The sequence below is a fragment of the Bradyrhizobium sp. genome, assembly GCF_049581145.1.
Taxonomy (GTDB): Bacteria; Pseudomonadota; Alphaproteobacteria; order Rhizobiales; family Xanthobacteraceae; genus Bradyrhizobium.
The window spans coordinates 1-8,227 of sequence record NZ_JBAURI010000797.1; the positions used below are offsets into that span (position 1 = coordinate 1).

At 65.1% G+C, this 8,227-nt stretch carries 9 protein-coding genes; all 9 read left to right on the plus strand.

The window, feature by feature from the left end; all coding sequences use genetic code 11:
* Window positions 1-856: ABC transporter substrate-binding protein (locus tag WCB02_RS26200; protein ID WP_423962667.1), on the plus strand; the 856-nt coding region annotated here is incomplete at its 5' end.
* Between the two features lie 43 nt (window positions 857-899).
* Window positions 900-1,826 (plus strand): branched-chain amino acid ABC transporter permease, encoded by a 927-nt coding sequence (locus WCB02_RS26205; protein WP_423962668.1) that lies wholly within the window; start codon window positions 900-902, stop codon window positions 1,824-1,826.
* The gene (locus tag WCB02_RS26210; RefSeq protein ID WP_423962669.1) at window positions 1,819-2,739 is read left to right on the plus strand and encodes a branched-chain amino acid ABC transporter permease; all 921 of its coding nucleotides are present in this window, start codon (window positions 1,819-1,821) and stop codon (window positions 2,737-2,739) included. Before WCB02_RS26205 ends, WCB02_RS26210 begins: the two co-directional genes overlap by 8 nt.
* Window positions 2,729-3,460, plus strand: coding sequence for an ABC transporter ATP-binding protein (locus WCB02_RS26215; RefSeq protein WP_423962670.1), 732 nt, complete (start codon window positions 2,729-2,731; stop codon window positions 3,458-3,460). The genes WCB02_RS26210 and WCB02_RS26215 overlap by 11 nt, the downstream gene beginning before the upstream one ends.
* A complete protein-coding gene (locus WCB02_RS26220; RefSeq protein WP_423962671.1) occupies window positions 3,450-4,169 on the plus strand; it encodes an ABC transporter ATP-binding protein in 720 nt (239 codons plus the stop codon). Before WCB02_RS26215 ends, WCB02_RS26220 begins: the two co-directional genes overlap by 11 nt.
* The gene (locus tag WCB02_RS26225; RefSeq protein ID WP_423962672.1) at window positions 4,169-5,509 is read left to right on the plus strand and encodes an acyclic terpene utilization AtuA family protein; all 1,341 of its coding nucleotides are present in this window, start codon (window positions 4,169-4,171) and stop codon (window positions 5,507-5,509) included. Before WCB02_RS26220 ends, WCB02_RS26225 begins: the two co-directional genes overlap by 1 nt.
* 3 nt (window positions 5,510-5,512) lie before the next feature.
* Window positions 5,513-5,830: an AtuA-related protein gene (locus WCB02_RS26230; protein WP_423962673.1), complete on the plus strand. Its 318-nt coding sequence runs from the start codon at window positions 5,513-5,515 to the stop codon at window positions 5,828-5,830.
* 34 nt (window positions 5,831-5,864) lie between these two features.
* A complete protein-coding gene (locus WCB02_RS26235; protein WP_423962674.1) occupies window positions 5,865-7,217 on the plus strand; it encodes an amidase in 1,353 nt (450 codons plus the stop codon).
* Window positions 7,210-7,896, plus strand: a complete 687-nt coding sequence (locus tag WCB02_RS26240; protein WP_423962675.1) for a DUF2848 domain-containing protein — start codon at window positions 7,210-7,212, stop codon at window positions 7,894-7,896. The genes WCB02_RS26235 and WCB02_RS26240 overlap by 8 nt, the downstream gene beginning before the upstream one ends.
* The last annotated feature ends 331 nt before the right edge of the window (window positions 7,897-8,227 follow it).

The window sequence follows — 8,227 nt, forward strand, 5'->3', positions numbered from 1 at the left end:
GACCGGCACCGGGGCGAGCTTCTTCTCCAAGGACAATCCCTATATCGCGCTGATGGCCGACCCGGTCTCGACGGTATGGCCGAAGCCGGTCGCCGACTTCATCACCCACGACGGGCCCGCGCTCGGCATCAAGAAGGTCGCCATCCTGTACTCGACCAACGAGTTCACGGGCACGCAGGCCAACGCCTTCCGCAAATTCGTCAAGGACTCCGGCGCGCCGATCGAGATCGTGTACGACCAGGGCATCCCGACCGAGACCACGAACTACACGGTCATCATCAACAACATCAACAACACCAGCCCGGATGCGGTGATCCATTTCGGTTACGCGCCGAACGACATCGCCTTCCTGCGCAATGTCCAGGACGTCGGCGTCAATTTCAAGATGCTGTTCGCGATCTATCCCGGCCTCGAAACCGAGCTGTTGGAGAAGAACGTCGGCGCCAAGGGGCTCGATCATGTCTGGACCTACGTGCCGCCGTCCGAACTGGACTATCCGGTCAATTTCGGCATGACCATGAAGGACTACAAAGCCGCCTGGGAAAAGAAGTACTCCGACGGCAAGGTCGAGTTCGGCTTCAATGCGGTGGCCGGCTACACCACCGCGCTGGTGATCGAGAAGACGCTGTCGGTCGCAACCTCCCTGGACCAGACCGAATTGCGCCGCGCGGTGTTCAGCCTGTCGGGTCAGCTCAAGACGCTCGACGGCACCTTCGCCCTGGACGAGACGGGTGGCCAGATCGGCGAATTGACGCCGCTGGGGCAGCTCGCGCTCGACGATCAGGGCCACATCAAGTTCGTCTCGATCTATCCGCACGAGACCGCCACCGGCAAGCCGGTCTACCCGGCGCCATGATGCGGATGGGGATGACAAGGGGGACGGCGGGGGCGGGGCGCGGATGCTGACTTACGCGCTCGTCGCCGGCGTGCTGTTCGGTCTGTATTTCAGCCTGGTCGGCATCGGATTGAATCTGGTGTTCGGCGTCATGCGCATCGTCAACCTCGCGCATGGCGACATCCTGACGCTCGGCGCCTTCATCGCGCTCGGCGTGGTGGGGCTGGCCGGGATCGATCCTTTGTTTGCGGTACCGCTGGCCTTCGTGGTGTTCCTGCTGGTCGGCCTGTTGCTCTATTGGGTGCTGGTGCCGCGGCTGCAGGGCTCGGCCAATCCGGAAATGCTGTCGATCATCCTGTTCTTCGGTCTGTCGCAGGTGATCGAGGCCGTCACCACGATCTTTGCCGGCACCAGCGAGCGCTCGATCCAGAGCCGCCTGCTCGGTACGGTGTTTGCCACCATCAAGGTCAAATGGTTCGGCGGCAAGGCCGCAGGCGCAGGACCGATCCATATCCTCGGTCAGGGATTTCCGGCGCCCTGGGTGATCGCGGCCGCCACCAGCCTGCTCGCGATCGCGCTGGTCTACCTCTATCTCTATCGCACCCGGCTCGGCACCCTGACCCGCGCAGTGATGTCGCGGCGCGACGAAGCCTTCGCGACCGGGATCGACGTCGACCGGGTGTCGGCGGCCGCGTTCGGCATCGGGCTCGGGCTGGCCTCGGTGGCCGGCGTGTTCGCGCCGTTCATGTTCGGATCGGTGACGCCCGCCTTCGGCGCCGACGCGACCGTGACGTCCTTCGCCATCGTGGTGCTGGGCTCGCTCGGCAATCCCCTGGGGACAGCGCTCGGCGGCGTCGTCTACGGCGTCTGCTACATGCTGGTGCAGACTTATCTCTCATCATGGGCCGACCTGTTGCCTTACGTTCTGCTGATCCTGATCCTGTTGTTGCGTCCGAGCGGCCTGCTCGGAAGGCGGGTGCGCGTTGCCTAGCGCCCTCAAGCATTCGCTGTTCATCCTGCTGCCGCTGATCGTCGTGCTGGCGGTATTGCCCGGCCTCTATCAGAACCATCTGCTGCTGTTCAATTTCGTGATCTTCCTGACCTTGGCGCAGGGCGTGAACATCATCTACGGCTTCACCGGCTATCTGCCGTTCGGCTATGTCGGCTTCTTCGGCGCCGGCGCCTACGGCTTTGCCATCATGGTGATGCACGCGCAGTCGCCGGCGCTGCCCGCCGTGCTGGTCGCCGGCCTCGTCGGTGTCGCGCTCGGGCTGTTGCTGACGCCGCTGCTCAGACTGTCCGGCGCCTATTTCGCCATTGCCAATCTCGCGGCCTCGCTCGCGGTGCTGCATTTCGTCGCCAACCCCGCGCTGGAGGGCATCACCAAGGGGCCGTACGGCGTTTCGCTCACCGGCACCTTCAACCCGACATCGGCCTATGCCGCCGCACTGGTCGTGCTCGCGCTGACATTGGCCGGCGTGGTGTATCTGAAGAATTCGAGCTTCGGTCTCGCGCTACAGGCGGTGCGCGAAGATTCGGTCTCCGCGGCGATGGCCGGCGTCGACGTCTTCAAGATGCGGATGATCGCCTGGCTCGTCTCGGCGCTGGTGGCGGGGCTGGCCGGCGGCGTCTACGCCTGGTACGTCTCGGTGTTCTATCCGGACAACGTGTTCTCGGGCGACTTCAGCATCTTCGCCATCGTGTTCGCGCTGTTCGGCGGCGTCGCCACCATCACCGGCCCGATCGTCGGCGTCATCATCCTCTACGGCATCTACAACCTGATCGGCTTCACCACGCCGCAATATTTCCAGTTGATCTACGGCCTGCTGATCATGGGCCTGGTGCTGTTTTTGCCGGCAGGCCTGGTCTCGCTGGCAACGCGCAGGGGCTGGCATGTCCCCTGAGCCGAAGCCGATTCTCAATGTCGCGAAACTGGTCAAGCGGTTCGGCGGATTCTATGCCCTCGACGGGCTGAGCTTCCACGTCGCCTCCGGCGAAATTCTGGGCCTGGTCGGCCCGAACGGCTCCGGCAAGACCACCGCGATCAACGTGATCTCGGGCCTCTATGCGCCCGATGGCGGCGAGATCACGCTGGATGGCGCCGCCATCGGAGGCGTCGCGTCGCATAGGCTCGTTCATCGCGGCATCAACCGCACCTTCCAGATTCCAAAACCGTTTCTGTCCTTGACCGTGCGCGAGAACATCGCGGTGGCGCTGGCCTATGGGCGCGCCGCGGTGGCGCCGCCGACCGTCGCCGAACTGCTCGACGACTATCGTCTGGCCGGGGTCGCCGACCGTCCAGCCTCCGACCTCAACAGTGCGCAGCAGAAGATGCTCGATCTGGTTCGCGCGCTGGCCACCCGTCCCCGGCTGCTGCTGCTCGACGAGCTCGCGGCCGGCTTCAATCCGGCGGAGCTCGACTGGATCGCCGAACGCATCAAGGCGCTGGCCGCCAGCGGCATGGCGATCGTCGTGGTCGAGCATCTGATGGGCTTCATCGAACACATCACCGATCGCGTGATCGTGCTCAACGCCGGCAAGGAGATCTTTGAAGGCAAGCTTGCAGCCGCAGTCAGGGAGCCCCAGGTGATCGAAGTGTTTCTGGGAGGCGAGCATGCCGCCTGATACCGCGCCGCTGCTGCAGGCCACCGGCATCGATGCCGGCTACGGCACCATGCAGGTGTTGTGGGGCGTCGATCTCGACGTGCGTGCGGGCGAGACCGTGCTGCTGCTGGGCGCCAATGGCGCCGGCAAGACCACCTTCCTGAAATCGCTGGTCGGCCTGATCGAGGCGCGGCAGGGCAGCATCAGGCTTGGCGGCGAGGACGTCACGCGGCTGCGCTCCAGCGACCGGATGCGGCGCGGCATGACCTACATGTCCGAACTCGCCGTGTTTCCGGATCTGTCGATCGAGGAAAACATCCGGATCGGCGCGCAGGCGCTCGGCCATGCCCATGCCGGCGCGCGCGCCGACGAACTCTATGGCCTGTTTCCGGTGCTGCGCGAGAAACGCAAGAATCCCGCCTCCAGCCTGTCCGGCGGCCAGCGCAAGATGCTCGGCATCGCCAAGGCGCTGTCGGCCGAGCCGAAACTGCTGGTGATGGACGAGCCGTCGGCCGGCCTGTCGCCGCTGTTCGTCAAGGAAGTGATCCGCATCCTCGCCGATCTGCGCGGCCGGGGTCTTGCGCTCCTGATCGCCGAGCAGAATATCGGTTTCCTCGAGGTCGCAACGCGCGTGTTCGTGCTGGAGGGCGGACGCATCCGGTTCTCCGGCACGGTCGCCGAGATGAGCGGCAACCAGGCTCTGCACCGCGCCTATTTCGGACTGAAATGATGCGGACAGTCAGTATCGGTTCTGGAGCCGGCTATTCGGGCGACCGCATCGAGCCCGCGGTCGAACTCGCCGAAAAAGGTGAAATCCAGTATCTCGTGTTCGAATGTCTCGGCGAACGCACCGTGGCGCTGGCCCAGCAGGCGCGCATGAAGAATCCGGAGCTTGGCTTCGATCCGTTGCTGGAAGAAAGGATGCGCGCGGTGTTGCCGCGCTGCGCCGCCAGGGGCATCAAGATCGTGACCAATATGGGCGCGGCCAATCCGGAAAGCGCGGCGCGCAAGACGGCCGAGATCGCGGCGTCGCTCGGACTATCCGCGCTGAAGATCGCGGCGGTGATCGGCGATGACGTGCTCGACGCCTGCAAGGCGGGCGATTTTCCGATCATGGAATTCGAAGGCTCCATCAGGCAGCTCGGCAACCGTCTGCTGTCGGCCAATGCCTATCTCGGTGCCGCGCCGATGGTAGAGGCGCTGCAGGGAGGTGCTGATGTCGTCATCACCGGGCGCGCCTCCGATCCCGCGCTGTTCCTGGCGCCGATGATCCACGCCTTCGGCTGGGCGATGGACGACTGGAACTTGCTGGGGCGGGGCACCGTCGCCGGCCATCTGCTGGAATGCGCCGGGCAGATCACCGGCGGCTATTTCGCCGACCCCGGCCATAAGGACGTTCCGGATCTGGCGCGGCTCGGCTTTCCCATTGGCGAAGTCGGCGCGGACGGCTCGCTGGTGATCACCAAGGTTCAAGGCAGCGGCGGCGCGGTGACGGCACGGACCTGCAAGGAGCAGCTGCTCTACGAGGTCCATGATCCCGCACGCTATCTCCAGCCCGACGTGGTCGCTGACTTCTCGCATGTCGCGATCGAGGAGATCGGAGCGGACCGCGTGCGGGTCAGCGGTGGACGCGGTCATCAGCGCACCGACACGCTGAAGGTTTCGGTCGGCTATCTCGATGGGTTCATTGGCGAGGGGCAGATCTCCTATGGCGGTCCAGGTGCGCTCGCGCGCGGACGGCTGGCGCTGGACATCGTCCGCGAGCGGCTGAAGCTGACCGGTGTCGCGGCAGGCGAATTGCGCTTCGACCTGATCGGCGTCGACTCGCTGTATGGGCCGCAGGTTTCCGCCCATGCGGGCGATCCCTACGAGGTGCGCGTCCGCGTCGCCGGCCGCACCGAGAGCCTGCGCGAGGCGATCAGGATCGGCAACGAGGTCGAGACGCTCTATACCAACGGTCCGGCCGGCGGTGGCGGCGCCTGGAAATCCGCGCGCGATGTCGTGGCGGTGGCCTCCGTCCTGCTGCCGCGCGAACTCGCGACGCCGCGGGTCAGCTTTGTCGAGGCGTAAGCCATGAAATTGCGCGAGATCGCCCATTCCCGCACCGGCGATAAGGGAAATACATCGAACATCTCCGTAATTGCTTATCACACCAGGCATTATCCGCTGCTCGCGGCGCAGGTGACGGCGGAACGGGTCAAGGCGCATTTCGCCGGCGTTGTCGAAGGTGAGGTGGTGCGCTATGAGCTACCCGACATCTCCGCGCTGAATTTCGTGATGAGCGAGACGCTGGGCGGCGGGGTAACGCGGTCGCTGGCGCTTGATGCGCATGGCAAGTCGCTGAGCTCGGCGCTGCTCGATCTGGAGATTGAGGATAATCTCGGCCCATAGCCAAAGTGGTCGGCCGAGACGGAGAAATGCGATAATGCCCAACCATCCGACGCTTGCCTCGCTCGCCGGCGATCTCGAAGCCGGCCGTACCTCCGCGCGCCGACTTGTCGAGGAATGCCTGGCAAAAATCGCCGATCCCGCGGGCGAGGGCGCGCGCGCCTTCATCCATGTCGACAAGGACGCAGCCCTTGCAGCCGCCGAGGCGATGGACCGGTTGCGCAAGGCCAATGCCGCGCCGTCGCGCTTCGCCGGCATTCCCGTCTCGATCAAGGACCTGTTCGACATCAAGGGGCAGGTGACCCGCGCCGGCTCGCGCGCGCTGGAGGAGGGCGCCAAGCCCGCCGAGCAGGATGCACCGGTGGTGGCGCGGCTGCGCCGTGCCGGCTTCGTCGTGATCGGCCGCAGCAACATGACGGAATTCGCGTTTTCCGGCATCGGCATCAATCCGCATTACGGCACGCCGAAAGGCGCCTGGAACCGGAGCGAGGGCCATATTCCCGGCGGCTCGTCTTCGGGTGCGGCGGTTTCGGTGGTCGATGGCATGGCGCATGGCGCGCTCGGCACTGACACCGGCGGCTCCTGCCGGATTCCGGCGGCCTATAACGGCATCGTCGGCTACAAGCCGACCCAGCGGCGGATTCCGCTGGAAGGCGGCGTGCCGCTGTCATTCTCGCTCGACAGCTACGGGCCGCTGGCGCGCTCGGTCGATTGCTGCGCGACGCTTGACGCCGTGCTCGCCGATGAACCGGTCGTTGCCTTGGCGCAACGTCCGATCCGCGGCATGCGGCTCGCGGTGCCGACCACGGTCGCGCTCGACGACCTCGATGACGAGATCGCGCAAACCTTCGAGCGCGTGGTGCAGACGCTGGCGCGGCTTGGCGCTCAAGTCGAACATGTCGAGGTGCCGGAATTCCGCGATGTCGGGGTGATGAACGCCAAGGGCGGCTTTGCCGCCGCGGAAAGCTATGCCTGGCATCGCTATCTGCTGACCTCCAAAGGCGACGTCTACGATCCCCGCGTATCGCTCCGCATCCTGCGCGGCGAGGCCATCAGCGCCGCCGATTATATCGACCTGATCAACGCGCGGCAGTCGCTGATCGCCCGCGCCGATGCGCGGCTCGCGCCGTTCGATGCGCTGATCATGCCGACCACGGCGATCACGCCCCCGCGCATCACGGATCTCGCCGACGACAAGGCGTTCACCGCGGCGAACCTGAAGAGCCTGCGCAATTGCACCCTGATCAACATGATCGATGGCTGCGCGATCTCGCTGCCGGCCCATCGCGAAGGCGAAGTGCCGGTCGGGCTGATGCTGGCTGCGCCACGCGGATCGGACCGCCGCATTTTCGAACTTGCCGCTGCATTGGAGACCGTCATCCGTGTTTGACCTGACCTTCACCGTCGATGCCCAGGATACCACGACACCATTGACGCTTGCGATCGATCAGGCCGTGGTCGCCGGCTGGACCGGCCGCGATCCCGTCGCGCGCGACAAGCACATCGCGGAGCTGGAGGCGATCGGCATCGCGCGGCCGGCGTCGACGCCGATCTACTATCGGGTCTCGGCGCGGCGATTGACCACGGAGGACTCGATCGAGGTCTGTGGCGGCGATTCCAGCGGCGAGGTCGAGTTCGTGCTGATCGGCTGGCAGGGCCGCATCTTCGTCGGCCTCGGCTCCGATCACACCGATCGCAAGGTCGAAAGCTACAGCGTCACCGTATCCAAGCAGATGTGCGACAAGCCGATCGCGTCCGTCTTGTGGGAGCTCGAAGACGTCATCGGCCATTGGGACCAGATGATCCTGCGCTCGTTCGCCTGGATCGATGGCCGGCGCGAACTCTACCAGGAGGGCACGCTCGACGCCATGCTGCCGGTCGACGTCCTGATCAAGGGCGGTTTCGAGGGCGGCAAATTTCCCGACGGCTGCGCGATGTTCGGCGGCACCTTTGCCGCGAAAGGCGGCATTCGTCCCGCCGATCGGTTCGAATATGAGCTCGAGGACCCCGTGCTGAAACGCACCATCCGCCATGCCTACGACGTGATCGTGCTGCCGGTGCGGGGTTAGTCTCTCGATTCAGCTATTCTGAAGGGACGGTATCGGCCTCAGGTACAAACGGCAAGTGCAGCTTCAAGATGGTCCCATTCAATTTGGCTGAAGCTAGCGACTAGCTCTATCGTCATGCCCGTCCTTGTGCCGGGCATCCACGTCTTCCTTTCTAGCGGCGAAGAAAGACGTGGATGGCCGGGACAAGCCCGGCCATGACGACGGAGAAGGTCGGCTGCCGCGAGGTTCCGGAAATCGGGTGGCGCAAGACGCCTCGATCTGCGAAATTCGCGGCCATGAGAGCAACCGCAAGGAACATCATCGGCTCCGCGTCCGCCATCGCCGCCCGCGT

Coding starts and splice junctions, on each gene's coding strand:
- WCB02_RS26205 (WP_423962668.1), top strand. CDS start 900: ATGCTGACTTACGCGCTCGTCGCCGGCGTGCTGTTCGGTCTGTATTTC.
- WCB02_RS26230 (WP_423962673.1), top strand. CDS start 5,513: ATGAAATTGCGCGAGATCGCCCATTCCCGCACCGGCGATAAGGGAAAT.
- WCB02_RS26220 (WP_423962671.1), top strand. CDS start 3,450: ATGCCGCCTGATACCGCGCCGCTGCTGCAGGCCACCGGCATCGATGCC.
- WCB02_RS26235 (WP_423962674.1), top strand. CDS start 5,865: ATGCCCAACCATCCGACGCTTGCCTCGCTCGCCGGCGATCTCGAAGCC.
- WCB02_RS26225 (WP_423962672.1), top strand. CDS start 4,169: ATGCGGACAGTCAGTATCGGTTCTGGAGCCGGCTATTCGGGCGACCGC.
- WCB02_RS26215 (WP_423962670.1), top strand. CDS start 2,729: ATGTCCCCTGAGCCGAAGCCGATTCTCAATGTCGCGAAACTGGTCAAG.